We start from the raw sequence: 25,501 nt of genomic DNA, 5'->3' as shown, positions 1-25,501 counted from the left end.
ACTCTGCGTAGATCACGGTGAAGTGATCAACTACGCAACTACTGCGTTCGGGTGCACTTGGTTTGTGCGGATGCACGTGCATTTTCCCGACCCCTTGCACGTGTTAGCGTCATCACAACCGAATGCACGTGCATCTGCACTTACCGTGAGCAGAGTGGGAAGGTGGTTCCTCGTGATCCGCAACGGTGTCCCGGCCGCGTCCCTGATCGGCGCCGACTGGCGCAAGAGCAGCCGCAGCGGCGCGGTGGGCAACTGCGTCGAGCTGGCCCCGCTCGACGGCGGCACCGCCGTGCGCGACTCGAAGTGCCCCACCGGTCCCGCCCTGGTGTTCCCCGGCTCCGTCGCCGAGGTGATCAGGGGTTTCACGCGGTGAAATCGGACACGGAGTCGCAACTGCGCGCGCTGGTGGGGCGCGGCTTCGAGTTCCTGCACCCGCGCGACGCCAACGGCGAGCTGACCGCCGTCGTCGGGGTCCGGGTGCACCACGGCGTGATCGACGTCGTCCGGCTGCGCGCCGAGGACGACGCCCTCGCGTCGAGGATGCCGGGCGAGACGATCGACATCACCCGGCCCGCTAGGACTCTCTGGAGGCGGGAGGGATCGGCCAGCGAGGTGCTGGGCGCCCTGCTCGCGCTGCCGGAGGACCACATTCCCGGGGAGGACCGGCCCCGCTCATCGAAGCCGGTGAGCGGCTGCTGGGTGCCCACCGCCCCGGGTCGGGCGAAGTGGCTGCCCGCGACGGCGTAGTCGCGAGGAACCGTTCAGCGCCCATCGCGTCCCATCACCGCGCCCGATGGGAACGCTCGCACGACGGAGGCCATCCCCGCCCCGGGGTGGCCTCCGTTTCTGTAAGTACCGTCACCTCGACCCCCGGGTTGCCCGCCTCCTACTGGCTAGTAACATCGGCCGTGGCAAAGGCCACCGTGCCGTGCGGCCGCGCCTCATGGCAAGGTCGGCCGAACCGCACGACAATCGGCACGTCGCGCCGCTTCGGTCGGCTGCTCGTACCCGGGAGGTCGAAGAAGACCCATGCCAAACATCGTTGTCCTGGTCAAGCAGGTGCCAGACACCTACTCGGAGCGCAAACTCTCCGACAGCGACCACACGCTCGACCGCGAGTCCGCCGACGCGGTGCTCGACGAGATCAACGAGCGCGCCGTCGAGGAGGCGCTGCTGATCAAGGAGGCCCAGGGCGGCGAGGTGACGGTGCTGTGCGTCGGCCCGGACCGGGCCACCGAGGCCATCCGCAAGGCCCTGTCCATGGGCGCCGACAAGGCCATCCACGTCTCCGACGAGGCCCTGCACGGCGCCTGCCTGCTGCAGACCACCAAGGTCCTGGCCGCGGCGATCGGCCGGGTCGATGGCGTCGACCTGGTGATCGCGGGCAACGAGGCGACCGACGGTCGCGGCGGCGCGATCCCGGCGATGCTCGCCGAGGTCCTCGGCTTCCCGCAGCTCACGCACGCCCGCAAGGTCGAGATCGACGGCTCCGCCATCAAGGTGACCAGGGAGACCGACGCGGGCCTGCAGCACCTGGAGGCGTCGCTGCCCGCCGTGGTCAGCGTCGGCGAGAAGATCAACGAGCCGCGCTACCCGTCGTTCAAGGGGATCATGGCGGCCAAGAAGAAGCCGGTCGAGACCCTGACCGTGGCCGACCTCGGCATCGACGCGGGCTCGGTCGGCCTGGCCGCGGCGAGCACCGCGGTGCTGGAGGCCGCCCCGAAGCCCCCGCGCGCGGCGGGCACCCGGGTGCAGGACGAGGGCGACGGCGGCGCGAAGATCGCCGAGTTCCTCGTCGGCCAGAAGCTCATCTGATTCCCGTCCACTAAAGGAGAACGAGACATGTCCGAGGTCCTCGTCCTCGTCGACCAGGTGGACGGCGAGGTCAAGAAGGTCACCTTCGAGCTGCTGACCGCGGCCCGCGGGCTCGGCGAGCCCGCCGCCGTCGTGGTCGCCGCGCCCGGCACCGCCGGGAAGGTGAAGGACGCGCTGGCCGGTTACGGCGCGGCCAAGGTGTACGTCGCCGAGTCGGCCGACGTCGACACCTACCTGGTGACGCCCAAGGTGGACGTGCTGGCCGCGCTGGTCGCCGCCAAGTCCCCCGCCGCGGTGCTGATCCCGGCCACGGCCGAGGGCAAGGAGATCGCGGGCCGCCTGGCCGTCCGCACCGACTCCGGCCTGCTGATCGAGGCCGTCGGCGTCGAGAAGTCCGGCGACGACGTGGTGGCCGTGCAGGGCATCTTCGGCGGCGCGTTCACCGTCAAGTCGAAGTCCACCCAGGGCACGCCGATCGTCACCGTGCGCCCCGGCGGCGTCGAGGCCGAGGCCGCCGACGGCGCGGCCGCCGAGGAGACCGTCGAGGTCCCCGCAGCGGACGCCGCCAAGGCGACCCGCGTCACCGGCACCGAGCCCATCATCGGCGGCGACCGCCCCGAGCTGACCGAGGCGTCGGTCGTCGTCTCCGGCGGCCGCGGCGTCGGCTCCGCGGAGAAGTTCGACGTCGTCGAGAAGCTGGCAGACGCCCTCGGCGCGGCCGTCGGCGCCTCCCGCGCCGCGGTCGACTCGGGCTACTACCCGGCCCAGTTCCAGGTCGGCCAGACCGGCAAGACGGTGTCCCCGCAGCTCTACATCGCCCTGGGCATCTCCGGCGCCATCCAGCACCGGGCGGGCATGCAGACCTCGAAGACGATCGTGGCGGTCAACAAGGACGCCGAGGCCCCGATCTTCGAGATCGCCGACTTCGGCGTCGTCGGCGACCTGTTCGCCGTGGCCCCGCAGCTGACCGAGGAAGTCACCAAGCGCAAGGGCTGATGGTGCGTTGTCGATGGGGCGGCTCTCCCGGTGGGGAGCCGCCCCTTCGGCGTTTCACCGGGTGATCGGCTCCACGACGCGGCACTGGTTCAACTGCCGGACGAGTTGATGGGCGACGGTCCACCGGATCGCGGGATCGTCGTGGGCGACGACGGCGTTGCCGATCGCCACCGGACCCGTCGGCGTCGGCCGGTAACGCACTCCCCGGACGCCGACGATCGGGTGGGACCTCGACCGGACGTGGACCAGTCCACCGCGCAGGCCGGGGCAGAGCCTGGCCGCGGTTCGAGCGCAGGGCATGCAGACCGGAGCGTCATAGGTGGCCATGCCGTCCGGCCACCTCGGCCAGTCCCCGCGGAAGTCCGGCATCACCCACAGCACGCCGTCCGGGCCACGGTCCGGGAGCCCGGCGCAGACCTGGCACAGCAGCCGCTTCATGACCCGTCGCTGGCGTAGTGAATGAACCTCGCCGAACAGCGGTCTTCCTGCGCCCGGACGCGATTCGACCCGTGCCCAGAGGACGCCCTTGGTGTCCCGGTCGACGAGGGTCTCGTCCCAGTACCCGATCCCGTTGCCGCAGGGCGACCGGACCACGCGGGCCGCCAGCCGCCGCTCTCCGCTCCATGCGGCGACGTACGGTACCCGGCCGTCGCTGACCTCGATCATTCGCCATCCGATCTGGAGTGCCGGTCGTTCCGGATCGGAACCTAGGCGGCCGTCGGCGGGCCGGACGCACGTCGAAGGCATGAGTTGTATGCGTGGCGCGCATAGCGCTGGCGAGACCGGCCGATACCGTGGAGCTGACGCGTGGTGACCAGTTCTGCGCGGAGTGCGAGCAGGAGGGTGAGATGCGTGCTCCCTTGCGTCCCCGTGACTTCTGGATCGCCCCTCCGTTGGCGCACGCGTTCGCCGACCGCGATATGGGCGCCCTCGTTCGCGCCTACCGCTACCACCCGGTGCACGGACATAGGGCTCTGCCCCAGGAAACGGTGGCTCGGTGGCTGGGGATCTCCCAGTCGCAACTCAGCCGCGTCGAGTCCGGGCGGAACCGGGTCGACACCTTGAGCAAGCTGGTCCACTACGCACGAGTGTTGAGAATTCCCGCGGACCTGCTCTGGTTCGACCTGCCCGAGGAAGCGCCTCGATTCCCCCGCGAGGGTGAGGTCGTGGCCCTGCCCGGCGGACCACTCGTGCCTGCTGGCAGCTCAAGCACCTCCTCGCTGCTCGCCGATTCGCTGTTGAGAGCGCTCGACCTCCACGCGGTCACGGACAACCTGGCTGGTCCTCGCGCGCTTCTGGCGCTGATCCCGCACCAGCGCCGGTATGTCGAGGAGCGGTTGAGCAGTGCCCGGGGCGCCGACCGCGCCGCGCTGCTTCGAGTGGCGGCCCGGTACGCGGAGTTCGAGGGATGGGTCTACCAGGACTCGGGCGCTTTGGACGACGCCATGCGGTCGTCGCACGAAGCCTCCGATTACGCGCGGGAGGTAGGCGACGCTTCGCTGTCGTCCTACATCCTCATGCGCCGGAGCAACATCGCCGGTGAAGCGGGTCGGCATCAACTCGCTCTCCGGCTGGCGGAATCGGCTCTCGCGTACTCCGATCGCATCTCGCCCACGCTCCGCGCCTTGGCGCTTCGTCAGCAGGCGCACGTGCACGCGAGGAGACGTGACGCAGGCAGTTGCGAGCGTGCGTTGGCCTTCGCCTTCGATCTGGCGGAGCGGGCCCCTGAACCGTCCGGCGCTCTCGGGAGCTACTGCACGCCCGCGTACCTGCAGATGGAAGCCGCGGACTGCTGGATAGAACTCGGTCGCCCCGAGGTCGCGATCGGCGCATTGCGCGGGAGTCTGGCCCGGTGGGAACCTCAGTACCGGCGTGATCTCGGGGTGTGCCTGGCCAGGCTGTCCCTCGCGCACGCGGCCGGATCGCAGCCGGAGCACGCCGTCGAGGTCGCGCGGAGTTGTGTCGCTCTCGCGGCGGAAACCCGTTCTCACCGCGTCATCGCGCTGCTGACGCGGGTGGGGGATCGGCTTCGGACGATGAGGGCCGGTGAGCACATCCGGACTATGGAGACGCTGCTGCGGCCCCTCAGGTTGGGAACTGGTGAGCGAGGTGTCCATGATCACCATGGCGACGTCCGTCGATGAGGCTACGCGGGGAGCAGAGGTCGCAGTCCTCCCGGTGGGGAGCTTTGAGCAACACGGTGGTCATCTTCCCTTGGCCACCGACACTCTGGTGGCCTGTGCGATCGCAGGAAGGATCGCGGAGCGGCACGGGCTGTTCTGCCTGCCGCCGATCACCATCTCCTGCTCGCACGAACACGAGGGTTATCCGGGCACCGTGAGTATCGGGGCGGGGACGCTGATCGCGATGATCGGCGATATCCGGGCCTCGTTGTCGCGATCGGGCATCGATCGGCTGGTGATGGTCAACGGGCACGGTGGGAACTACGTGCTGTCGAACATCGCTCAGGAGGCCAACGTCACCGGGCGGAAGGTCGCGCTGTTCCCCGGGCGTGACGACATCGCCAAGGCACGTGAGGACGCTGGCATGGCGACTTGCGCCAGCGAGGACATGCATGGCGGTGAGTGGGAGACCTCCATCCTCCTCCACACCCACCCGGACTCGGTCGGGGACGGCCGCGCCGACGCCGATCACGAGGCGACGGCGCGGCCGTACCTGCACTTGCTCGGGATGAAGGGCTACACCGAATCCGGGGTGATCGGGCGGCCGTCGCTCGGCTCGGCGGAGAAGGGGCGGGCGGCGGTGGAGTCGCTGACCGAGTCCTTCGCCCGCCTGCTCGGCCTCCTCCGCGAGTAGCCCGGCCACCACCAGTTCCAGCGGTCCATGACGGCGACAGCGGCGGGGACCAGGATGGCGCGGATCAGAGTGGCGTCCAGGAGGATGCCGATGGCGACGGCGGAGCCGAAGACGGCCACGTCGAGTTCGCCGCCGAGGGACATCGCGGCGAAGGAGCAGAACAGGATCAGCGCGGCCCTCGTGATGAGCCTGCCCGTGCTGCCCAGTCCGTTGACGACGGCCGCGCGGGTCGAGCCGGTGTGGTCGTACTCCTCGCGCATGCGGGAGACCAGGAACACCTCGTAGTCCATGGACAGTCCGAAGAGGAACGCGAACACCGTGATCGGCACGAAAGTGCCCACTGCGCCGTCCGGTTGAATGCCGAGCAGGGTCTCGGTTCCCCAGCCCCACTGCCACAGGACGACCGTCGCGCCGAGGACGGCGCCGAGGGACAGCAGGTTGAGCAGGATCGCCTTCAGCGGCAGCACCAGCGACCGGAACGCCCGGGCCAGCAGGAGGAACGTGGCCACCGACAGGATCGCCAGCATCCACGGGAAAGCGTCGTACGCCGCGTCCAGGAAATCCTCCTGCTGGGTGATGTTGCCGCCCACGAGCACGCCGTCCGGGACGGCCTCCCGGACGCGGTCCAGGGTCGCCAGGCCCGGTTCGCCCTCCGCCGCGGGCAGGACGCCCAGCAGGGCCGCGTCGCCGGAGCGCCACGAGTCCGGGGAGACGACGGCGTGGACGCCCGGCACCGCCTCCAGGGTGCGCACCAGCGCCGGAACCGCGCCCGCGTCGGGCACATAGACGTCGAAGGACGTCAGGACGCCGCTGGGCACGCCCGCGTCCGTGAGCGCGGTCAGGCCCTCCCGGCCGGGGCCGGAGTCGGCCAGGTCCGCCGACCGCGGGACGTGCAGGTTGATCGTCAGCGCGATCGCCGACAGCCCCAGCAGCAGCGCGCCGGACATCGACAGCGCCGCCACCTTGTGCCGGACGATCAGCGCCGCCCAGCGCGGCCACCGTGCGCTGCGCCGCTCCGCCTTGACCGCGCCAGCGCGGGCGAGGACCAGCGGCAGCAGGGTCAGCGACACCGCGGCGCTGGCGGCCGTCACCAGCATCCCGCCGACACCGAGGCTGCGCAGCAGCGGGATGGGCAGCACGACCATGGTCACCAGCCCGACGGCGACCACGGCCGCGCTGAACCCGACGGCGTGGCCCGCGGTCGCCATGGCGGTGTGGACGGCGTCGACCGGGGACGCGCCGCCCGCGCGTTCCTCGCGCCAGCGGCTCACCACCAGGAGCCCGTAGTCGACCGCGAGCCCGACGCCGAACAGCGGCGCCATCATCATCGTGGTGTCGTGGATGTCCACGACCAGGCTCGCGGCGAGCAGGCCCAGGAAGGACACCGGGACCGCCACCGCAGCGGTCAGCAGCGGCACCAGGGCGAGCCGCGAGCGGAACGCCCGGATCAGCACGATGAGCGCGGCGGCGATGGTGACCGACAGCTTCACCGCCATATCCACGCCGCCGCCGTCTATGCCCGTCGCCAGCTCGTCCAGGCCGGTGACGTGCAGGCGCGCGTCGGAGGGGAGGTGCGGCGCCATCGCCGCGCGCACCCGCTCGGCCAGGTCGGTGCCCTCGCCGAGCGCGCTGCCCGGCAGCCCGCCCGCCTGCACCGGACCCCCGTAGACCAGCGCGTAGCGCGTGTTCCCCTCGGCGAAAACCGGCTCCTCGTACGCCACGCGCGCGCCCATCGCCGAGACGGCGGCGAACGCGGCGGTCAGGTCCGCGGGCCCGCTCAGCTCGACCACCGGCACCACGGGCCGCGCCTCGCCGCCGGTGCCGAACTCGGCCGTGATCCGCTGGTTCGCCGCATACCCGGGCAGCCCGGGGAACTCGTTCGCCTCGGTGACCCTCGGCAGCAGCAGCGCGAGCGCGGCGCCGCCCGCCAGCACCGCGGCGGCGATCACCAGCCCGACCGGCCGGGCCCGCCGCAGCACGAATCTCGACAGTCTCTCCATGGGCACCAGCACAGTCGTCCGATCTTCACCGGCTCTGCGCCCGTTCTGGGAGTTCCCTGTGAAGGCGGCCGCGCGGCGGTGACCGCCGGGCACACTGTGCCCCGTGAACCCGCGCATCCTCGTGGTGGACGACGAACCGCACCTGGCCGACCTGGTGGCGACCGCGCTGCGCTACGACGGTTTCGACACCACGACCGCCGGGACCGCGCGGGAGGCGCTGAGCAAGGTCGGCGCGTTCGCCCCCGACCTCGTCGTGCTGGACGTCCGGCTGCCCGACGGGTCCGGGTTCGACGCGTGCCGGGCCCTGCGCGGGCGCGGCGTCGACACGCCCGTGCTGTTCCTGACCGCGTTGGACAGCCCCGCCGACAAGGTCACCGGCCTGACCGCGGGCGGCGACGACTACCTCGCCAAGCCGTTCAGCCTCGACGAGCTGGTCGCCCGGGTCCGCGCGATCCTGCGCCGCACCAAGCCGCGCCGCCGGTTGTCCGTCCACGACCTGGAGATCGACGAGGACGCCCACACCGTGCGCCGGGCCGGGGTCCCGGTCGACCTCACGCCCACCGAGTTCGCCCTGCTGCGCTTCCTGGTGGCCAACACCGGCCGCGTGCTGTCGAAGAAGCAGATCCTCGACCACGTCTGGCAGTACGACTTCGGCGGCAACGACGGCGTGGTCCAGACCTACATCTCCTACCTGCGGCGCAAGGTGGACACGGTCGAGCCGCGGCTGATCCACACCATCCCGCGCGTCGGCTACGTGGTGAGAGGCCCGCTGTGAGCCTGCGGTTCCGGCTCGTCGCGACGCTGCTCGCGCTGGTGGCCGCCGGGGTCGGCGTCGCGGTGGGCGCGCTGTTCGGGGCCATCCAGGACTGGGCGTCCGACCGCACCGACGACGTCCTCATCGCCGTGGGCGACCGGCTCGCCGCCGAGGGGATCGACGAGGACACCGTCTGGAAAGCCGTGCTCGCCGAGTCCGACGCGCCCTCCTACGTCCAACTGCGCGGCCCGGACGGGCCCATCGCGACCGTGGGCGACGGACCGGTGCTCGGCGACGTGCCGCTCGGGTTCAGCACCGTCGGCGACTGGCTCGTGCGTGCCGTCCCTTCCGGTGAGAACACCCTGGTCGTCGCGATGCGCACCGACACCTCCGACGCGCTGCACGGCCGGGCGACCGGCGTCGCGGCCGTCTCCGCGCTGTCGGCGCTGCTCGGCGTCGCGGTGCTCGCGCCGTTCGTCGTCCGCCGCGCGCTGCGGCCCCTCGACGACCTCGTCGACACCGCGTCCGCGATCGGCGGGGGCACGGACAAGCCCGTCAGCGGCGGCACCGAGGTCGCGCGCCTCGCCCGCGCGCTCGACGCCACCAGCGCCCGGATCGACGCGGCCCTGCGCGACCGCGACGAGGCCAACGACCGGCTGCGGCGGTTCGTCGCCGACGCCTCGCACGAGCTGCGGACCCCGGTCGCGGCCATCCGCGGCTACGCCGAGCTGTTCCGCCGCGGCGCCGCGGAGCGGCCGGACGACCTGGCCAAGGTGCTCGCCCGGATCGAGGCCGAGGCAGCCAGGATGGGCAGGCTCGTCGACGATCTGCTGCTGTTGGCCCGATTGGATGAACTCCGTCCTCTCGCCACCCGAACGGTCGATCTGTCCACTGTGTGCGCCGACGCCGTCGCCGCTGTCCGCCTCGTGCACCCGGACCGGGTCTGGGAACTGGACCGCAAACCGACCCCGGTCCGCGGCGACCCGGACCGGCTGCGGCAGATTGTCGACAATCTGCTCGGCAATGTCGCCCGGCACACCCCGCCGGGGACACCGGCACGGGTCACCGTCACCGGAGACGGGCCGGAAGCGGTGCTGACCGTCCGCGATCACGGACCCGGTCTCGACCCCGCTGACCAGGCACGGGTCTTCGAGCGGTTCCACGGCCGCGGCGCCGGGACCGGCCTCGGGCTGGCCATCGTCGCGGCCATCGCGCGGGCCCACGGCGGGTCGGTATCAGCGGACAACCCACCCGGCGGCGGCGCGCAATTCACGGTGCGGATACCGGCCGAACCGGCAATTCACGGAAGTTCCATCCAAAAGTAAATGTAATGAGCCCGTGGCGGACCCGCGCGGGGACGTATACACCTATTCCATGACCCACTCACAGGTCCTGCTGAGCACGGCGAAGGCGGGAACGGACGCGCCGCAGTACTCGCTCCTCGTCGCCAACGACTCCGCGGAGGTCGAGGCGGCGCAGCGGCTGCGGTACGACGTTTTCGCAGGTGAGATGGGGGCCACCCTCCACTCGCCGGTGGCCGGGCTGGATGTGGACCGGTTCGACGAGCACTGCGACCACCTCGTCGTCCGGCACGACCAGACCGGTCAGATCGTGGGCACCTACCGCATGCTGCCGCCGGAACGGGCGGCCGCGGCGGGCGGGTTGTATTCGGAGACCGAATTCGATCTTTCCCGGCTGTCCGGACTGCGCGGGGAACTCGTCGAGACCGGACGCTCGTGCGTCCACCCGGACCACCGCACGGGCGCGGTCGTGAGCCTCGTGTGGGCCGGGATCGCGCGCTACATGCTGCTGTCCGGCCACCAGTGGCTGGCCGGGTGCGCGTCCGTCCCGCTGACCGACGGCGGCACGCTCGCCTCCGGCGTCTGGCAGACCGTGCGCGCCAAGCACTTCGCCGACGAGCGCTACGGCGTGGAGCCGCTGACGCCGTGGCACCCGGAGTCGGTGGCGCCGCCCGCGCGCACCGTCCTGCCGCCGCTGCTCAAGGGCTACCTGCGGCTGGGCGCGTGGGTGTGCGGGCGGCCCGCGCTCGACGCAGACTTCGGCGTGGCCGACTTCTTCGTGCTGCTCGGCCTCAAGCACGTCGACCAGCGCTACCTGAAGTTCTTCCTGGGGGAGTAGCGATGCACCCGTACATGCCGCTCTCGCCGTGCGGCCCGCACTGCCTCGACGGCGACGAGCCGACGGTCGGCCGCGCCCGGGTCGTCCTGCGGCTCGCCGCCGCGGTCGGCGTCGTGCTCGGCGCGTTCCTGGTGCTGCCGTTCCTGGCGCTGATCGGGCGGCGCGGCCGGGAGCTGGCGGCCAAGCTGATCTTCCGGGGCCTGCTGGGCGCCTTCGGGGTGCGGCTCACCGTCACCGGCGACCTGCCCCGCTCGGACGGGCGCGGCGTGCTCGTGGTGACCAACCACATCTCCTGGCTCGACGTCGCCGCGCTCAACGCCGTGCGCCCGATGCGGGCGATGGCCAAGACCGACCTGCGGTCCTGGCCGGTGCTGGGCACGCTGATCGCCCGCGCGGGCACGGTGTTCCTCGACCGGGAGAGCCTGCGCGCGCTGCCCGGCGCGGTGGACGAGCTGGCCCGGGTGCTGTGCGACGGCTCGATGATCTACGTGTGCCCGGAGGGGACCACCTGGTGCGGCAAGGGGATGGGCCGGTTCCGCCCCGCGCTGTTCCAGTCCGCGTTGGACGCGGGCGTGCCGGTGCGCCCGGTCGCCGTGCGCTACCACCTGGCGTCCGGCCGGGAGACGCCCGCGCCCGCGTTCATCGGCACCGAGACGATCCTGGAGTCGATGATGCGGGTGGCCCGGCTCCGCGGCCTGCACGTGGAGCTGCGGGTCTGCGCCGAGATCGCCCCCGGCCGCGCCGACGACCGGCGCTCGCTGGCCGCGCTGACCGAGGCCGCGATGAACACCGCGCTGGGACTGCGCGTGACCATCCCGGCACCGAGAACGGTCTGGACCTCCAGTGCGGTCGAGAGTGCACGATTGGCCGGTGACCACCACTCCGGCTGAGGCGCCGACCGGCAATCCCCTGTGGGGCAGGCAGAACCGCGCGACGACCGTCGGCATCCTGCTGCTCATCACCATCGGCGCGTTCGAGCACCTGGGCGTCAGCACCGCGATGCCCCGGATGCTCGCCGAACTCGACGGCGGGCACCTGTACTCGTGGCCGTTCACCGCGTTCCTCGCCGCGAGCGTGATCTCGACCGTGCTGGCTGGCCGCGTCGCCGACCGGATCGGCCCGCGCCCGGTGCTGCTGGTCGGTCCGGCGCTGTTCCTGGTGGGCCTGGTCGTGGCGGGCACGGCGACGGCGATGCCGACGCTGTTGGCCGCCCGCTTCCTGCAGGGCCTCGGGCTGGGCGCCGAGGCGGTCGCGATCTACGTGCTGATCGCGATGGTGTACCCGGAGAACCTGCGGCCGAGGATGTTCGGCCTGCTGGCGGCGGCGTGGGTGGTCCCGTCGATCCTCGGCCCGACGGCCGCGGGCGTGGTCACCGAGCTGGTGGGCTGGCGGTGGGTGTTCCTCGGCCTCGCCCCGCTCGCCCTGCTGGGCGTGCTGCTGCTCATCCCGACGCTGCGCGACCTGCCGTCGACGGAGTCGTCCGGACCGGCGCGCCGGGGACTGCCGCTTGCCGCTGTCGCTGCTGGCACCGGCATCGCGGCGCTGACCTGGGCGGTCCAGCACAAGACGCTGTGGCTCGGCCTGCTCGGCCTCGTGCTGCTCGCCCCCGCCCTGCGCGTCCTGCTGCCCGCCGGGACCCTGCGCGGGCGCCCTGGGTTGCCCAGGGTCGTGTTGGGCCGTGGTCTGTTCGCGGGCGCGTTCTTCGGCGTGGAGGCTTTTGTGCCGCTGACGCTGACGGCGGTCCACGGGTACTCGCCCGCGCTGGCGGGCTTGCCGCTCACCGTCGGCGCCCTGGGCTGGTCCGCGGCGTCGTGGTGGCAGGGTCGGGTGGAGCTCCCGCGGTCGGTCCTGGTGCGGATCGGCTTCACCATCCTGGCGGTGGGCCTGGCCGGGATGGCGCTCGTCGCCCCGGACTGGCCGCTGGCCTGGACGGCGTCGCTGTGGTGGGCGATCGCGGGCGCGGGCATGGGCATGGCCTTCCCCGCGGTGAGCGTGCTCGCCCTGGACTACGCCGCCGAGAGCGAGCGCGGCTTCGCCTCCTCGGCCCTGCAGGTCTCGGACATGGTCTTCTCCGCTGTGATGGTCGGCACCGGCGGCGTCCTGCTGGCCGCGCTGGCCTCCACCGCGGCCCCCACGCAGGCCGTGCTGGTGCTCAACCTGGCCATGGCCGGGGTGGCCGCGCTCGGCGCGCTGCTGTTCGCCCGGGTGCGCGACTGACGCGCTGAGTGAGTGCGGCATCGCGGTGCGTGGAACATTCCCCGCCACCGCGGTGTTGGAAGGAGGGTGCTGAGCCTGATGCCCGCGACGGCCCTGGTTACGCTGGTGGCGCGATGACCTACCTCGACCACGCGGCCACCACGCCGATGCTCCCCGAGGCGGTGACGGCGCTCACGAACGCGTTGTCCACCGTCGGCAACGCGTCCTCGCTGCACACCTCCGGCAGACGCGCCCGCAGGGCCGTCGAGGAGGCCAGGGAGTCCATCGCCGCCTCGCTCGGCGCGCGGCCCAGCGAGGTCGTCTTCACCTCCGGCGGCACCGAGGCCGACAACCTCGCCGTCAAGGGCGTCCACTGGGCCCGCAAGGGCCGCAACCGCGTGCTGGTCAGCGCGATCGAGCACCACGCCGTGCTCGACGCCGCCGACTGGCTGCGCGAGCACGCGGGCGCGGACGTCACGTTCCTCGAGGTCGACGACTTCGGCCGCGTGCACGCCGACACGCTGCGCGCCGCCATCGCCGAGGACCCCGACGCGGTGTCGCTGGTCAGCGTGATGTGGGCCAACAACGAGGTCGGCACGGTCAACCCGGTCCGCGAGCTGGCCGAGACCTGCGCCGAGTTCGGCGTCCCCTTCCACACCGACGCCGTCCAGGCCGTCGGCGCGCTCCCGGTCGACTTCGCCGCCGCGGGCCCGAACGCGATGACGGTGTCCGGGCACAAGGTCGGCGGCCCCTACGGCGTGGGCGCGCTGCTGCTCGGCCGCGACGTCCCGTGCGTGCCGCTGGCCCACGGCGGCGGCCAGGAGCGCGAGGTGCGCTCCGGCACCCTCGACGTGCCCGCCATCATCGCCATGGCCGAGGCCGTGCGGGTCGCCGTCGACGAGCGCGAGGCGCGCGCCCGCAAGCTCGCCGACCTGCGCGACGACCTCGTCCGCCGGGTCAGGGCCGCGGTCCCGTCGGCGATCTACAACGGCGACCCCGGGCACACCGCCATGGACGGCGGCCCGTCGCGGCTGCCCGGCAACGCGCACTTCACCTTCCCCGGCTGCGAGGGCGACAGCCTGCTCATGCTGCTCGACGCGCGCGGCATCGAGTGCTCGACCGGGTCGGCGTGCACCGCGGGCGTCGCCCAGCCCAGCCACGTGCTGCTCGGCATGGGCGTCGACCCCAAGCTCGCCCGCGGCTCGCTGCGGTTCTCCCTCGGGCACACCTCGACCCGGCAGGACGTCGACGCGCTCGTCGCGGCCATCGGGCCGGTGGTCGAGCGCGCCCAGTCCGCGGGCCTGGCCGGATTGCGGCGCGGCTGATGCGCGTGCTGGCCGCCATGAGCGGGGGAGTGGACTCCGCGGTCGCCGCCGCGCGGGCGGTCGACGCCGGGCACGACGTCACCGGGGTGCACCTGGCGCTGTCGGCCAAGCCCGGCACGCTGCGCACGGGCTCCCGCGGCTGCTGCACGGTCGAGGACGCCCACGACGCCCGCCGCGCGGCCGACATCCTCGGCATCCCGTTCTACGTGTGGGACTTCGCCGAGCGGTTCACCGAGGAGGTCATCGAGGACTTCGTCGCCGAGTACGCCGCGGGCCGCACGCCCAACCCGTGCCTGAAGTGCAACGAGCGCATCAAGTTCGAGGCGTTGCTGGACAAGGCGATCGCGCTGGGCTTCGACGCCGTCTGCACCGGCCACTACGCCCGCCTGGCGGACGGGACCCTGCGCCGGGCCAAGGACGTGGGCAAGGACCAGTCCTATGTGCTCGCCTCGCTGACGCCGGAGCAGCTGCGCCACGCCATGTTCCCGGTCGGCGACACGACCAAGGACGACATCCGCGCCGAGGCCGCCGCCCGCGACCTCGCCGTCGCGGACAAACCGGACAGCTACGACATCTGCTTCATCCCCGACGGGGACACCCGCGCGTTCCTGGAGTCGCGGATCGGCAGCAGGCCCGGCCAGCTGGTCGACGCCGAGTCCGGTGCGGTGCTGGGCGTCCACACCGGCGTGCACGGGTTCACGGTCGGACAGCGGCACGGGCTGGGCATCGACCGGCCTGCGCCGGACGGGCGGCCGAGGTACGTGCTGTCGCTGGAGCCGGTCGACGGGACCGTCCGGGTGGGACCGGCCGACCGCCTCTCCGTGCGGGAGATCGTGGCCGATCGGGCGGTGTGGCCGCACAACCGGCCGTTGGACGGCGTCGTCGAGTGCGTCGCCCAGGTGCGGGCGCACGGCGGCACCAGCCCGGCGACCGCGGAGTTCCGCGACGGGACGCTGACGGTGCGCCCGCAGGCCCAGTTGCGCGGTGTCGCGCCTGGACAGGCCGTGGTCCTGTACCGACCGGACGCCGACGGGGACGTCGTGCTCGGCAGCGCCACCATCCGCGCCACCAGCGCCTGAGCCCGGTTCATGATCACTGTCCGACACGGCTGATTGAGTGAGTGCTGCTCAGCAGTTCTACTCTGCGTCACCGCCCTCACCCCACTGTGACTTCGCCGCGGCCCGTTACGCAGGAATTATGTAGAGCGACGTATCTGGGGGAGCGCGGGATGCTCTACTACCAACGGCAGACACCACCTCTTGAGCAACACGGACCGTCACGAAGGGTGGGGCGATGGTGACGATGGGACCGCACGCCGGATCGACCGTCGATGAGGACTGCCCGCCGGGCGGCGGGACCAGACTCCCCGTCGGTCCCGCCGTGGCGCTGCTGGAGCGCCACCGGGCCAGGATCCTCGACCCGGCGTCCGCCCTGGCCACCCCGGACGGCGCCAAACCCGCGTCCACCCTGTACCGGGGCGACACCCTGCTGGTGCCGCTGCGCCTGGTGCGCGACGCGGAGGCGTTCGCCCGCCTCAACGAGGTGATCGCGCCGATGGGCGCCGTCCTCGAGGCGGTCGTGCCCGCGACCAAGCGCTGGCAGGAGGTCCTGCCCCGGCTCTCCGACGACCTGCCGGTCTCCACCCTGGTCCGGCTGACCGAGGACTCCTGCCTCGACCAGCTGCCCGACCCGTGGGCCCTGCTGGTGCGGCTGCGCCGCAAGCTCGGCACGGCGGAGACCCAGGGGATCGGACTGGAGCACCTGGCGGGAGCGGCATCGGTGGAACTGCACGGGACGCCCTTCGGACACGGCCAGCCGTTCGGCCACGGCCAGCCCTTCGGCCACGGCCAGCCCTTCGGCCACGGGCAGCCCTTCGGCCACGGCCAGCCGTTCGGGCACGGCCAGGGGCCCGCCGGTCTGCCGCTGGCGACCGGCAGCCGCAACCCCGTCCGGCTGTTCATGCCCCGCCCGCGCAGGCGCGACGTCGACGACATCGGCGCGGGCAGGCGGCCGGTGGTCGCGGTGCTCGACACCGGCATCGGCGAACACCCCTGGCTGCCGGTCGGCGACCCCTGCGACGACCCGGTGGTCGAGATCGCGCCGGACTTCCAGCAGCTGCTGGCCGACGCCGAGGCCGCGCTGGCCGCCGCGAGCGGGCACCAGCCCGGGCCGTCCCTGGCCTCGCCGAACGACCAGCGCGACGTCGTGCAGCCCCTGCTGGGGCTGACGGACTCGCACAGCGGCCATGGGACGTTCGTGACCGGCTTGGTCCACCAGAACTGCCCCGACGCGCGCATCCTGTCGCTGCGGGTGCTGCACACCGACGGCGTCACCACCGACCGGATCGTCCTGCTGGCCCTGGAGTGGCTGCGCCTGCGCGTCGTCGCGGCGCTGGCCGACGGCACGCCGGAGAAGCTGGTCGACGTGGTGTCGCTGTCGCTGGGCTTCTACCCCGAGGCCGACGACACCCAGACCGGGTACCTGCTCGCCGAGGCCGTGCGGAAGCTGACCGACCTGGGCGTCACGGTCGTGGCCGCCGCGGGCAACGACGCCACCGCGCGCCCGTTCGTCCCGGCCGCGCACGCGCTGAACGCCGACGGCAGCAACAACGGCAACGAGCTGCTCGTGGCCGTGGGCGCGCTGAACGCCTCCGGCAAGACCGTGGCGGCGTTCAGCAACGAGGGCGACTGGGTGACCCGCTGGGCGCCCGGCAACGCGCTGGTGTCCACGGTCCCGCTCTGGCAGGGCTCGGGCACGGGATCGCTCGAACTGGAGAGCGCGGGCCAGGTCCGCTCCGGCCCCGACGGCGACGACCTCACCACCGGCTTCGCGGTCTGGGCGGGCACGTCCTTCGCCACGCCGGTGATCGCGGGCATGCTCGCCGACCGCCTCGCCGACCGGCCGGACCCGGACGAGGTCGCCGAGCGGCCGCACCGGGCCGCGGCGGCGCTCGCCGAGGTCGACGACTACCTCAAGACGCTGGGCTGGAAGCGCTGACGGCGGACGCGGCGAAACCGGCAACGGCAAGGGAGTGCGGAACGGGCAGGCAGCTTAGGGATACTGAGCGGGAGTCCGTACTGTAATGATCTGTGGCCAGCGACCGTGAGCGGGTTCTGCGCCGGGCCGGGCGGTTCCAGGAGCGGGCTCGGCAGGCCGTCTACGCCTACCGGTTCGCCGACGCGCGCACCGCGCTGAGGTCGGCGCTCGCCGCGCTCGACACCGTCGACCACACCGGGGACGCCGACCTCGTCACCATGCGGGTCCGGGTGCTCGTCAGCCTCGCCTACTCCGACGCGGAGGGGGCGGGCAAGGGGCTCGACGCGCTCGACGCGGCCGAGCGCCTGCTCCCGCAGATCCCGGCCGGGCCCCGGCGGCGTGAGCTGCAGGGGCTCGTCGAGCAGCAGCGCGGGTTCCTGCTGATCCGGGCGGGCCGCGGCGACGAGGGCATGCGGCTGCTCGACTCCGCGGTCCACCACCTGGAGACCGTGCTGGAGCTGGGGGTCGGCGACCCGGACGTGCTCGCGGGCCTGCACATCAACCGCAGCCTGGTGTTCATCGAGCGGGCCGACACCGCCGGGGCCGTCGCAGAGCTGCGGCGCAGCGTCGACCTCGCCGAGCGCTACGACCTCAACCTCGTGGGGATCAAGGCCCGGCACAACATCGGCTACATCGCCTACATGAGCGGCGACCTGCCGACCGCGCTGCGCGACTTCGAGCGCGCGGCGCGCGAGTGCCTCGCCCACGCGCCCAGCCTGGTGCCGGTAGTGCGGCTGGACCAGGCCCGCGCGCTGCTCGCCGCCGGGCTGCCGCAGGACGCCGCCCGGCACCTGGAGGACGCGCTTCCGCTGCTGCGCAAGCAACGCGCGGGCCAGGACGCCGCCGAGGTCGAGGTGACCCTGGCCGCCTCCGCGCTGCTCGACGACCGGGTGCGCGACGCGCGCAGGTGGGCGCGGTCGGCGGAGCGGCGGTTCATCCGCCGGGGCAACCAGCGGTGGGCGGCCGTCGCGGCGCTGGCCGGGCTGCGCGCGGAGACCGCGGGCGCGCTGAGCGCCGGGCGGGTGCCCGGGTCGCTGCCCGCGGTGGCGGTGAAGCTGGCCGAGGAGCTGCGCGGGCTGGGGCTGGTCGACGAGACCGCCCTGGCGCTCATGCTGGCCGTGCGGCTGGAACTGCGCCGCGGCGACCGGGAGGCGGCGCGCTCGCTGCTGGCGCAGGTGCCGAGGCCGCGGCCCACCACGCCGGTCGACCACCGGATGCTGCTGCGGCTGTGCCGGGCCGAACTCGCCGTCGCCGACGGCAACCGCAGGCGCGCGCTGGCCGAGGCCCGGTCCGGGCTGACCGAGCTGGGCACGGCCCGCGACCGGATGGGCGGGCTGGACCTGGTGTGCGGGACCGCGGTGCACGGCCGCCAGCTCGGCGAGCTGGCCGTCCGGCTGACCCTGCGCGGTCGGCCGAGGGCGCTGTACGACTGGCTGGAGCGCACCCGCGCCCAGGTCTACCGCTACGAGCCGCTGCCGGAGATCGACGACCCGCGCATCGCCCAGACGGCCGCGGAGCTGCGGCGCTCGCGGCGGGAGGCGCAGCTGGCCCGGCTGTCCGGCAGGCCGGTGGCGCCGCTGGAGAAGCAGACGGCCGCGCTGGAGCGCGAGGTCGTGCGGCTGGGCTGGTACGCCAGCCCGTGGGGCAGGCCGCGCCCGGTGGCCCCGCTCGACGCGGTGGCGGCCGCGCTGGGGTCGACGGCCCTGGTGGAGTACGCGTCCTCGGGCGGGGACCTGGTGGCGGTGGTCGTCGCCGACGGGGTGACCCGGCTGGTCCGGCTGGGCTCGATGGCCGAGGCCGCCGAGTGGGCGGCGCGGCTCTACAACGACCTCAACGCGCTGGCCCCCGACGTGCTGCCGCCGCCGATCGCCGCCGTGGTGCGCGACTGCGCGGTCCGCAGCGCGGGCAGGCTGGACGAACTGCTGGTGCGGCCGCTGCTGCCCGTCATCGGGGACCGGGATCTGGTCGTGGTGCCCACCGGGGAGCTGTACGCGGTGCAGTGGGGCAGCCTGCCGTCGCTGGTGGGGCGGCCGGTCGTGGTGGCCCCGTCGGCCACGGCGTGGCACACCGCGGCGACCTCGCCGGGCGCGCCGTCCGACCGAGTCCTGCTGGCCCGCGGCCCGAACCTGACCGGCCGGGTGACCGAGGGCGTGTCCCTGCGCGGCATCTACCCCGACGCGATCGACCTCGACGACGAGCACGCCACGGTCGCCGAGGTCCTGTCCGCATTGGACGGAGCCGCGCTTGCCCACGTCGCCGCGCACGGCGAGCACGAGTCCACCAACGCCCTGTTCTCCCAACTCGAACTCGCCGACGGCCCGCTGTTCGCCTACGAGGTAGCCCGCCTGCCCCGCCCACCCCGCCAGGTGGTCCTGGCGGCCTGCGAGCTGGCGCTGAGCTACGTCCGCCCCGGCGACGAGGCCCTGGGCTACGCGGGCGCCCTGCTGGCCGCGGGCGTCCCCACCGTCATCGCCGCCACCAGCCGCGTCGGCGACGAGGCCGCCGCCACGGCCATGGTCGACTACCACCAGCGCCTGCGCGCGGGCCATCCCCCCGCCCGCGCCCTCGCCGAGGCGGTGGCCGTCGACCCGTACCGCCGCCCGTTCGTCTGCCTGGGCTCGGGCTGACCGAATGCCCGTGACCCTCCGACTCGCGCGGGTGACCAGCATCTACTGGTAAGCATCGTCGCCGGGATTCGGCGATGACGCCTGCTGCCCCCGCCTCCACCGACGGCAATCCCCCTGACTACCTGACCTGAACCACCCAATCCGGGCGCAAGGACCGTAGACAGGCGTCAAGGCCGTACCTACGATCACGCCACTGTGTTCTGACCCACACCTCCGCGAGAGGCGGCGTGATGAGTTCTCCCGAGACCCTCTGCTCGGCGTTCCAGGACATCGCGGGGAGGCAGCCCGATGTGGTCGCGTTGCGCGCGCCCGGCGACGTCGTGTCGCTGCGGTGGCGGGACTACGCCGAGCGGGTGCGGGGGGTGGCCGCCGGGCTGGCGGCGCTGGGGGTCGGCCGCGGGGACACCGTGGGGATCATGCTGGCCAACCGGCCGGAGTTCCACGTCGTCGACGCGGGCGCGCTGCACCTGGGCGCCGTGCCGTTCAGCGTCTACAACACCCTCGCCGCCGAGCAGTTGGCCTACGTGCTGGCCAACGCGGGCAACTCCGTGGTCGTCACCGAGGAGCAGTTCCTGCCCGTGGTCCGCGCCTCCGGGGCGGACGTGCGGGTCGTCTGCCTGGAGGAGGGCGTCGAGGGGACGATGTCGCTGCGGGAGCTGGAGGAGTCCGGCGCCCCGGACTTCGACTTCGACGCCGCGTGGCGCGCGGTCGGCCCCGACGACCTGGCCACGATCATCTACACCTCCGGCACCACCGGCCCGCCCAAGGGCGTCGAGCTGACCCACCGCAACGTGCTCGCCGTGGCGGACGCGGTCAAGCAGGCGTTCCAGGTCCGCCACGGGGACCGGGTGCTGTCGTTCCTGCCCTCGGCGCACATCGCCGACCGGGTGGTGGCGCACTACACCTCGATCCTGTTCGGGTCGGTCGTGACGTCGGTGGCCGACCCCAAGCAGCTCGCCGCCGGGCTGGCGGACTGCCACCCCACCGTCTTCTTCGCCGTGCCGAGGGTGTGGCAGAAGTTCAAGCTCGCCATCGACACCGCGCTGGCTGGCGAGCCGGAGAAGAAGCGCAAGATCGCCACCTGGGCGATCCAGACCGGCGTCAAGCACGCCAGGCTCTCTGTCGCGGGCAAACCCGTCCCCGCCCTGCTGAACATCCAGCACAAGCTGGCCGACAAGCTCGTGCTGTCCAAGCTGCGCCACAAGCTCGGCCTCGACGAGTGCCGCGTCGCCGTCTCCGGCGCCGCCGCGATCCCGGTGGACACCCTGGAGTACTTCTGGGGCCTGGGCATCCCGGTGTACGAGGTGTGGGGCATGTCCGAGACCGCGGGCCTGGGCACGTCGTGCCGCCCGGGCCAGGTCAAGCTCGGCAGCGTCGGGATGGCGGTGCACGGCGCGGAGGTCGGGCTGGCCGACGACGGCGAGCTGCTGGTCCGCTCGCCGTCCACCATGCGCGGCTACCGCGGCGACCCGCAGCGCACGGCCGAGACCATCGACATGGACGGCTGGGTGCACACCGGCGACATCGGCGTCATCGATGCCGACGGCTTCGTGTCCATCGTGGACCGCAAGAAGGAGCTGATCATCAACTCCGGCGGCAAGAACATGTCGCCGACGAACATCGAGAACGCGATCAAGGCGGCCAGCTCGGTGATCGGCCAGGTGGTGGCCATCGGCGACGACCGCCCGTACGTCACCGCCCTGGTCGTGCTCGACGTCGACGCGGCCGCGGGCCTGGCGGCCAAGCTCGGCGTGGCGGCCTCCCCGAGCGCGATCGCCGAGCACGAGCAGGTCCGCGAGCTGGTGGCCGAGGCCGTCCGCGCGGGCAACGCCCGGCTCGCGCGCGTCGAGCAGGTCAAGCGGTTCCGCATCCTGTCGGCGGCGTGGGAGCCCGGCGGCGACGAGCTCACCCCGACGCTGAAGCTGCGCCGCAAGCCCATCGCCCGCAAGTACGCCCACGAGATCGACGACCTCTACGCCGAGTCGCCGAGCCCGGCCACGATCAGCGTCTGACGGGGAACCGGACCACCCCGTATCCGGTGGCGGCCGCGGCGAGGCAGACCACCGCCAGGCCGGGGACCGCCACCGGCAGCGGCGCGTCGGTCAGCACGGGCGCGACCGCGAGGACCTGGCCGACGGCCGCCACCTGCACGACCCGCAGCCTGGCCAGCTCGGTCCAGCGCGTGCGGTTGAGCAGCAGGGCGAGCACCGGCAGCACGGGCGCTGCCCAGACCAGGGCGTCCGCGTCGACCAATGCGGTCACGGCGATCGTCAGCAGCGCGACGATGACGGCGAACCGCGTGTGCGAGCGCATGGCGTCCAGCATGCCGGCCGCGGCGTGACCCGGTTCAACATCACTATTCATTAGATGTATACACTCCCGGTCACATTCATACCTGGGGGTGGCCAGTGCTCAACCCACTTCGTGCGGCCGTAGTCGCCGCGTTCGTCCTCACCGCCGGTTGCACCGCGGCCGACCCGCCCGGGCCGCCGCCCGGACTCGCCGAGCGGGGCACGACCTTCACCAAGGCGACCGTCACCAAGCAGGACCTGACCGCGAAGGTCAGCCTCACCGGCAAGGTCGAGCTCAACCCGGTCTACGGCATCGCCGCGCCCGTCGACGGCGAGGTCCGGTACCTGACCGCGCCGGACGCCGGGCCGGTCGCGCGCGAGACGCGGGTCGCCACCGTGTGGTCGGACGGCGAGCCCACGCGCATCGTCATCCCCGCGGGGGCGGAGTTCGCGGGCAGGCTGGTGGCCGACAGGGCCGTCGTCGTCAAGGGCACGCCCATCGTCTCCGTGCGCCACGGCGGGTACGCCGTCGCCGCCGACATCGACGGCAAGCAGGCCTACGCGATCGCCAACGGCCTCAAGGCCGTGCGCGCGCAGATCGAGGGCGGGCCCGGCCCGTTCGCCTGCGCCACGCTCGGCACGATCGCCGCGCTGCCGCCGGGGACCGTCCCCGAGCCGCCGGAGCCCACGGCCCCGCCGGTGGACCCGACCGCGCCGCCGACGATGGCCGGGCCGCCGAAGGACGTCGAGCCGCAGCCGGAGCCCTCGGAGCCCACCGGCATGCGCCTGGTCTGCACCGCGCCGTCGGGCACCACGCTGATCAACGGCGCTCCCGCGACCGTCGAGGTCGTCACCGCGGAGGCCAAGAACGTGCTCGTCGCCCCGGTCGAGGCCGTGGCGGGCACGCAGGGCAAGGGCCAGGTCGACGTGATCGGGCCGGACGGGGAGCGGGTCACCACCCCCGTGCAGCTGGGGCTCACCGACGGCAAGGTGGTGGAGATCAAGTCCGGGCTGGAGGGCGACGAGACCCTCGCCGTGCCGGGGCCGACGCTGGCGGCGCCCGAGCCGACCGGCGAGTTCGGGCCGGGGGGTCCCTGACATGACCGCGCTCCTGGAGCTTTCCGGCATCGCGAAGGTCCTGACCGGGCAGGGGCAGCCCCGGCCGATCCTGACCGGCGTCGACCTCACCGTCCACAGTGGGCAGAGCGTGGCCATCCTCGGCCGGTCCGGGTCGGGCAAGAGCACGCTGCTGAGCCTCATCGGGCTGTTCGACCGGCCCGACGGCGGCCGCTACCTGCTGGCGGGCGAGGACATCACCACCGTGTCCGAGCGCCGGGCCGCGCGGCTGCGCAGCGAGCGGTTCGGGTTCGTGTTCCAGCGGTTCTTCCTGCTCAAGCACCTCACTGCCGCGCAGAACGTGGCGATGGCGCTGGTCAACGGCCAGGGGTGGCTGCCACGGCGCAGCCGACGGGCCACGGTGATGGCCGCGCTGGACCAGATGGGCATCGCGCACCTGGCCAAGCACAAGCCCACCCGCCTGTCCGGCGGCGAACAGCAGCGCGTCGCCATCGCGCGGGCGCTGGTGCGGCGACCGCAGGTCCTGCTGGCCGACGAGCCGACCGGCGCGCTGGACACCGAGACCGGCTCGCTGGTGATCGATGCGCTGCACGCGGCCACCGAGCGGGGCTGCGGCCTGGTGCTGGTCACCCACGACCAGGCCCACGCCGCGCGCATGGGCCGCGTCCTGCGGCTGGTCGACGGCGCGCTGGTGCAGGAGGTCCGGCGATGAGGCTGTCCGGGAAGCTGCGCTCGGCCCTGGTGATCGGCGGCCAGGGGATCAGGGCGCGCAAGCTGCGCACGTTCCTGTCCATGGTCAGCCTGTTCCTCGGCGTGCTCGCGGTCGTCACCGTCCAGGCGGGCGCCGTGATCGCCGAGCGCGCCGCCCGCATCGACCTCGAGATGACCATGGGCCGCGACGGCACCGTGCAGGTCTACCTGCCCGACCACGCCGAGACCGTCGACATCACCCTGGACACGCTGAGCGGCGCGGCCGGGACCGCGGCCCTCACCTCCTACCGGGCCGTGGTCGGCGAGCCGGGCGTGACACCGGTCAACGCGGGCGGGATGTCCTTCGACCACCTCGGCGAGAACTACGGCGGCGGCTACACCTGCGACCGGTACGGCAACTGCATGGCGATGGAGGCCGACACCGCCAAGCCGCCGGGCCAGGCCGTCGAGTTCAGCCTGTACGGGCTGACCGGCGACATCCGCGAGTTCCGCCCGTTCCACGTGGTGAGCGGCACGTGGCTGGACTTCACCGGCGGCCCCCTGATGTCGCCGGGCCTGGTGGTGAACGAGGAACTGGCCAAGGGCCTCAACCGCTACCAGGTCCCCGCCGAACTCCGCCTGGCGGGCGCGACGACCAACGCCACCCCCCGCATCATCGGCGTGGTCGACGACGGCAACAGCATGCCGACCGCCTACGCCCGCTCCGACGAACTCCGCACCTGGTCCCCACCCGACCGAGTAGCCCAGCTCTACCTGTCCTCGGACGCCGAGCCGGTGGCCCAGGTCCTGAAAACCCGCCTGACAGCGGCGGGCGCCCCGATGGACCAGTGGTACTCCCAGGTCATCGACTCCGAGGAGTTCGTGGGCGACCAGCTGATGCTCCTGCGCCTGATCTTCCTGGGCATGGCCGCCCTGGTCCTCCTGATCGGCGCAGCAGGCATCCTCAACGTCGGCCTGGCGACGGTGGGCGAACGCATCGAGGAATTCGCCCTCCGGAGAGCGGTAGGAACGCCCCGCCTGCTGCTGGCGGGCATCGTGTTGGCGGAGACCATGATCGTCGGCCTCCTGACAGCGGGAGCCGCGATCGGGGTGGGCGTGCTGGGCTTGGAAGTCGCGCGGCGGGTGCTGGGAGACCGGGAGCCATTGCTGACGGAGGTCGCCTTCCCGTGGGAAGCAGGATTGGCAGGCGTCATCGCAGGAGTGGCGGCAGGCGTACTGGGCGGCCTGATACCAGCGATCAGAGCGGCAAAGATCCCCATCGCAACAGTAATGCGCGCATAGCCCATAGAATGAACTTCTGAAGCAGCACAACCACCAACAATCGCAACACGCCCCAAACAACTGTCTGATGGAGTGGACTCGCATTCGTGGGGAGAAAAGCGGTGCTACCCTCGCTCGGCGCGGAACGGCTTCGCCGCTCCGCCCTTCTTTCCGCGCCGCGCCGCTTCTCTTAGGGGCCCCGCGAATGCGAGTCCACTCCATCGGACATTCCAAAGCAAATCGCGAACCACCCAGGCCACCGCCTTGCCGCCCTACGCCACCTGCGTGTCTGCCGAAGAGGCAACCGCGATCCCCCGAGGCCGCTTCCACCGCAGTCAGCTCAATACAGATTGCGCCTGAGCGAGAGCCGCTCCCGAGGCCACCAGCCCGATCAAGCGCAGTCGGGGTGAGAACCAGCTCGACACCCTCGATATGGGTCCCCAGCAGCAAGTCAACA

Annotated in this window: 22 protein-coding genes; 19 read left to right on the top strand and 3 right to left on the bottom strand. The window is 72.7% G+C overall.

The window, feature by feature from the left end:
* Nucleotides 1-154: 154 nt before the first annotated feature.
* The 4 genes from Actkin_RS25225 (at nt 155) to Actkin_RS25210 (ending at nt 2,811) form a co-directional block, all read left to right on the top strand.
* On the top strand, nt 155-373 hold the full coding sequence (locus tag Actkin_RS25225) for a DUF397 domain-containing protein (RefSeq protein ID WP_258904485.1): 219 nt from the start codon (nt 155-157) through the stop codon (nt 371-373).
* A complete protein-coding gene (locus tag Actkin_RS25220; protein ID WP_189213467.1) occupies nt 370-747 on the top strand; it encodes a hypothetical protein in 378 nt (125 codons plus the stop codon). The genes Actkin_RS25225 and Actkin_RS25220 overlap by 4 nt, the downstream gene beginning before the upstream one ends.
* A 282-nt stretch (nt 748-1,029) precedes the next feature.
* Complete coding sequence (locus tag Actkin_RS25215; protein ID WP_189213466.1) at nt 1,030-1,815, top strand: electron transfer flavoprotein subunit beta/FixA family protein; 786 nt, start codon at nt 1,030-1,032, stop codon at nt 1,813-1,815.
* Nucleotides 1,816-1,842: 27 nt separating this feature from the next.
* Nucleotides 1,843-2,811, top strand: coding sequence for an electron transfer flavoprotein subunit alpha/FixB family protein (locus Actkin_RS25210; RefSeq protein ID WP_189213465.1), 969 nt, complete (start codon nt 1,843-1,845; stop codon nt 2,809-2,811).
* A 54-nt stretch (nt 2,812-2,865) separates the two neighbouring features.
* Here Actkin_RS25210 and Actkin_RS25205 read toward each other — a convergent pair whose 3' ends face one another.
* Nucleotides 2,866-3,477 carry a hypothetical protein gene (locus Actkin_RS25205; protein WP_189213464.1) on the bottom strand — a complete coding sequence of 204 codons (612 nt, stop codon included), beginning with the start codon at nt 3,475-3,477 and terminating at the stop codon, nt 2,866-2,868.
* Between the two features lie 92 nt (nt 3,478-3,569).
* On the opposite strand from Actkin_RS25205, the gene Actkin_RS25200 reads away from it, so the two are divergent.
* Together Actkin_RS25200 and Actkin_RS25195 are read left to right on the top strand one after the other, a co-directional pair.
* Entirely contained in the window at nt 3,570-4,955 is a 1,386-nt protein-coding gene (locus Actkin_RS25200) for a helix-turn-helix domain-containing protein (RefSeq protein ID WP_258904484.1), read from the top strand.
* Nucleotides 4,927-5,628 (top strand): creatininase family protein, encoded by a 702-nt coding sequence (locus Actkin_RS25195; protein ID WP_258907989.1) that lies wholly within the window; start codon nt 4,927-4,929, stop codon nt 5,626-5,628. The genes Actkin_RS25200 and Actkin_RS25195 overlap by 29 nt, the downstream gene beginning before the upstream one ends.
* Here the strand turns inward: Actkin_RS25195 and Actkin_RS25190 are convergent.
* Nucleotides 5,511-7,628, bottom strand: coding sequence for an MMPL family transporter (locus tag Actkin_RS25190; RefSeq protein WP_258904483.1), 2,118 nt, complete (start codon nt 7,626-7,628; stop codon nt 5,511-5,513). The two genes, Actkin_RS25195 and Actkin_RS25190, sit on opposite strands and share 118 nt — an antisense overlap.
* A 103-nt stretch (nt 7,629-7,731) precedes the next feature.
* Here Actkin_RS25190 and Actkin_RS25185 point away from each other — a divergent pair, with 103 nt between their 5' ends.
* The 10 genes from Actkin_RS25185 (at nt 7,732) to Actkin_RS25140 (ending at nt 21,717) form a co-directional block, all read left to right on the top strand.
* Complete coding sequence (locus Actkin_RS25185) at nt 7,732-8,403, top strand: response regulator transcription factor (RefSeq protein ID WP_258904482.1); 672 nt, start codon at nt 7,732-7,734, stop codon at nt 8,401-8,403.
* Nucleotides 8,400-9,707, top strand: coding sequence for a sensor histidine kinase (locus tag Actkin_RS25180; RefSeq protein ID WP_258904481.1), 1,308 nt, complete (start codon nt 8,400-8,402; stop codon nt 9,705-9,707). The genes Actkin_RS25185 and Actkin_RS25180 overlap by 4 nt, the downstream gene beginning before the upstream one ends.
* Before the next feature lie 49 nt (nt 9,708-9,756).
* Nucleotides 9,757-10,521, top strand: a complete 765-nt coding sequence (locus Actkin_RS25175; protein ID WP_189213460.1) for a GNAT family N-acetyltransferase — start codon at nt 9,757-9,759, stop codon at nt 10,519-10,521.
* 2 nt (nt 10,522-10,523) lie between these two features.
* Nucleotides 10,524-11,411 (top strand): lysophospholipid acyltransferase family protein, encoded by an 888-nt coding sequence (locus Actkin_RS25170; RefSeq protein ID WP_258904480.1) that lies wholly within the window; start codon nt 10,524-10,526, stop codon nt 11,409-11,411.
* Nucleotides 11,392-12,738 carry an MFS transporter gene (locus Actkin_RS25165; RefSeq protein WP_189213458.1) on the top strand — a complete coding sequence of 449 codons (1,347 nt, stop codon included), beginning with the start codon at nt 11,392-11,394 and terminating at the stop codon, nt 12,736-12,738. The genes Actkin_RS25170 and Actkin_RS25165 overlap by 20 nt, the downstream gene beginning before the upstream one ends.
* A gap of 113 nt (nt 12,739-12,851) precedes the next feature.
* Entirely contained in the window at nt 12,852-14,042 is a 1,191-nt protein-coding gene (locus Actkin_RS25160) for a cysteine desulfurase family protein (RefSeq protein ID WP_189213457.1), read from the top strand.
* The gene (mnmA, locus tag Actkin_RS25155; RefSeq protein WP_258904479.1) at nt 14,042-15,121 is read left to right on the top strand and encodes a tRNA 2-thiouridine(34) synthase MnmA; all 1,080 of its coding nucleotides are present in this window, start codon (nt 14,042-14,044) and stop codon (nt 15,119-15,121) included. Before Actkin_RS25160 ends, mnmA begins: the two co-directional genes overlap by 1 nt.
* A gap of 214 nt (nt 15,122-15,335) precedes the next feature.
* A complete protein-coding gene (locus Actkin_RS25150) occupies nt 15,336-17,039 on the top strand; it encodes a S8 family peptidase (RefSeq protein WP_258904478.1) in 1,704 nt (567 codons plus the stop codon).
* 92 nt (nt 17,040-17,131) lie between these two features.
* A complete protein-coding gene (locus tag Actkin_RS25145) occupies nt 17,132-19,705 on the top strand; it encodes a CHAT domain-containing protein (protein ID WP_189213454.1) in 2,574 nt (857 codons plus the stop codon).
* A 230-nt stretch (nt 19,706-19,935) separates the two neighbouring features.
* Nucleotides 19,936-21,717: an AMP-dependent synthetase/ligase gene (locus Actkin_RS25140; protein WP_258904477.1), complete on the top strand. Its 1,782-nt coding sequence runs from the start codon at nt 19,936-19,938 to the stop codon at nt 21,715-21,717.
* On the opposite strand, the gene Actkin_RS25135 is transcribed toward Actkin_RS25140, so the two are convergent.
* The gene (locus Actkin_RS25135; protein WP_189213452.1) at nt 21,707-22,018 is read right to left on the bottom strand and encodes a hypothetical protein; all 312 of its coding nucleotides are present in this window, start codon (nt 22,016-22,018) and stop codon (nt 21,707-21,709) included. The two genes, Actkin_RS25140 and Actkin_RS25135, sit on opposite strands and share 11 nt — an antisense overlap.
* A gap of 95 nt (nt 22,019-22,113) precedes the next feature.
* Here Actkin_RS25135 and Actkin_RS25130 point away from each other — a divergent pair, with 95 nt between their 5' ends.
* The 3 genes from Actkin_RS25130 to Actkin_RS25120 are packed head-to-tail and all read left to right on the top strand — an operon-like array spanning nt 22,114 to nt 25,065.
* Entirely contained in the window at nt 22,114-23,094 is a 981-nt protein-coding gene (locus Actkin_RS25130; protein ID WP_258904476.1) for an efflux RND transporter periplasmic adaptor subunit, read from the top strand.
* A gap of 1 nt (nt 23,095) precedes the next feature.
* Nucleotides 23,096-23,785: an ABC transporter ATP-binding protein gene (locus Actkin_RS25125; protein ID WP_258904475.1), complete on the top strand. Its 690-nt coding sequence runs from the start codon at nt 23,096-23,098 to the stop codon at nt 23,783-23,785.
* Nucleotides 23,782-25,065 (top strand): ABC transporter permease, encoded by a 1,284-nt coding sequence (locus tag Actkin_RS25120; protein ID WP_258904474.1) that lies wholly within the window; start codon nt 23,782-23,784, stop codon nt 25,063-25,065. The genes Actkin_RS25125 and Actkin_RS25120 overlap by 4 nt, the downstream gene beginning before the upstream one ends.
* Nucleotides 25,066-25,501: the final 436 nt, after the last annotated feature.

Source organism: Actinokineospora sp. UTMC 2448 (assembly GCF_024760565.1).
GTDB lineage: Bacteria > Actinomycetota > Actinomycetes > Mycobacteriales > Pseudonocardiaceae > Actinokineospora > Actinokineospora fastidiosa.
Note: the sequence above shows the minus strand (reverse complement) of the source record. Positions and strands in the feature narration are given on the sequence as shown.

What these genes read in the sequence shown, in the direction of transcription:
- Actkin_RS25135 (WP_189213452.1), bottom strand. Translation starts at nt 22,018, where the DNA reads ATGCGCTCGCACACGCGGTTCGCCGTCATCGTCGCGCTGCTGACGATC.
- Actkin_RS25120 (WP_258904474.1), top strand. Translation starts at nt 23,782, where the DNA reads ATGAGGCTGTCCGGGAAGCTGCGCTCGGCCCTGGTGATCGGCGGCCAG.
- Actkin_RS25210 (WP_189213465.1), top strand. Translation starts at nt 1,843, where the DNA reads ATGTCCGAGGTCCTCGTCCTCGTCGACCAGGTGGACGGCGAGGTCAAG.
- Actkin_RS25195 (WP_258907989.1), top strand. Translation starts at nt 4,927, where the DNA reads ATGATCACCATGGCGACGTCCGTCGATGAGGCTACGCGGGGAGCAGAG.
- Actkin_RS25140 (WP_258904477.1), top strand. Translation starts at nt 19,936, where the DNA reads ATGAGTTCTCCCGAGACCCTCTGCTCGGCGTTCCAGGACATCGCGGGG.
- Actkin_RS25215 (WP_189213466.1), top strand. Translation starts at nt 1,030, where the DNA reads ATGCCAAACATCGTTGTCCTGGTCAAGCAGGTGCCAGACACCTACTCG.
- Actkin_RS25175 (WP_189213460.1), top strand. Translation starts at nt 9,757, where the DNA reads ATGACCCACTCACAGGTCCTGCTGAGCACGGCGAAGGCGGGAACGGAC.
- Actkin_RS25205 (WP_189213464.1), bottom strand. Translation starts at nt 3,477, where the DNA reads ATGATCGAGGTCAGCGACGGCCGGGTACCGTACGTCGCCGCATGGAGC.
- Actkin_RS25150 (WP_258904478.1), top strand. Translation starts at nt 15,336, where the DNA reads ATGGTGACGATGGGACCGCACGCCGGATCGACCGTCGATGAGGACTGC.
- Actkin_RS25190 (WP_258904483.1), bottom strand. Translation starts at nt 7,628, where the DNA reads ATGGAGAGACTGTCGAGATTCGTGCTGCGGCGGGCCCGGCCGGTCGGG.
- Actkin_RS25170 (WP_258904480.1), top strand. Translation starts at nt 10,524, where the DNA reads ATGCACCCGTACATGCCGCTCTCGCCGTGCGGCCCGCACTGCCTCGAC.
- Actkin_RS25160 (WP_189213457.1), top strand. Translation starts at nt 12,852, where the DNA reads ATGACCTACCTCGACCACGCGGCCACCACGCCGATGCTCCCCGAGGCG.
- mnmA (WP_258904479.1), top strand. Translation starts at nt 14,042, where the DNA reads ATGCGCGTGCTGGCCGCCATGAGCGGGGGAGTGGACTCCGCGGTCGCC.
- Actkin_RS25125 (WP_258904475.1), top strand. Translation starts at nt 23,096, where the DNA reads ATGACCGCGCTCCTGGAGCTTTCCGGCATCGCGAAGGTCCTGACCGGG.